Source organism: Lederbergia ruris, from assembly GCF_018332955.1.
Lineage (GTDB): Bacteria > Bacillota > Bacilli > Bacillales > Bacillaceae_C > Lederbergia > Lederbergia ruris.
Window position 1 is genome coordinate 1 of record NZ_BORB01000125.1, and the last position, 417, is coordinate 417.

At 35.7% G+C, this 417-nt stretch carries 1 pseudogene; it reads left to right on the forward strand.

What is annotated here, in order from left to right:
• Positions 1-417, forward strand: a pseudogene (locus KI363_RS21715) (IS21 family transposase); the annotation flags it as partial.

The following is a 417-nucleotide window of genomic DNA, read 5'->3' on the forward strand; positions in this document are numbered from 1 at the left end:
AAAGAAAGAAAAAGCAAAAACGAAAAGCACGGGTAATGGAGCCAGTTAAGCCCATTATAGATAAGTGGATTAAAGAAGATTTAAAGAAGAAAAAGAAGTATCAGAGAACAGCTAAAAAAATGTATGAGCAATTAAGAGATTTTCATAGCTTTACAGGGTCAGACCGCACTGTACGCGATTATGTATCCAAAAGAAAAAAGGAATTAAAGGAATCGATGACAGAAGCAGCCTTACCTCTTGAATCTATACCAGGTACAGCTCAAGTTGACTTTGGAACTGGGCCATTTAACTATGATTCAGAAACGATCGATTTACCGTACTTAGTGATGTCGTTTCCGTATAGTAATAGCTTTTATTTTCAAGTTTTTCCTTCGGAAAATACAGAATGCTTATTGGAAGGTTTACAACGGATGTTTC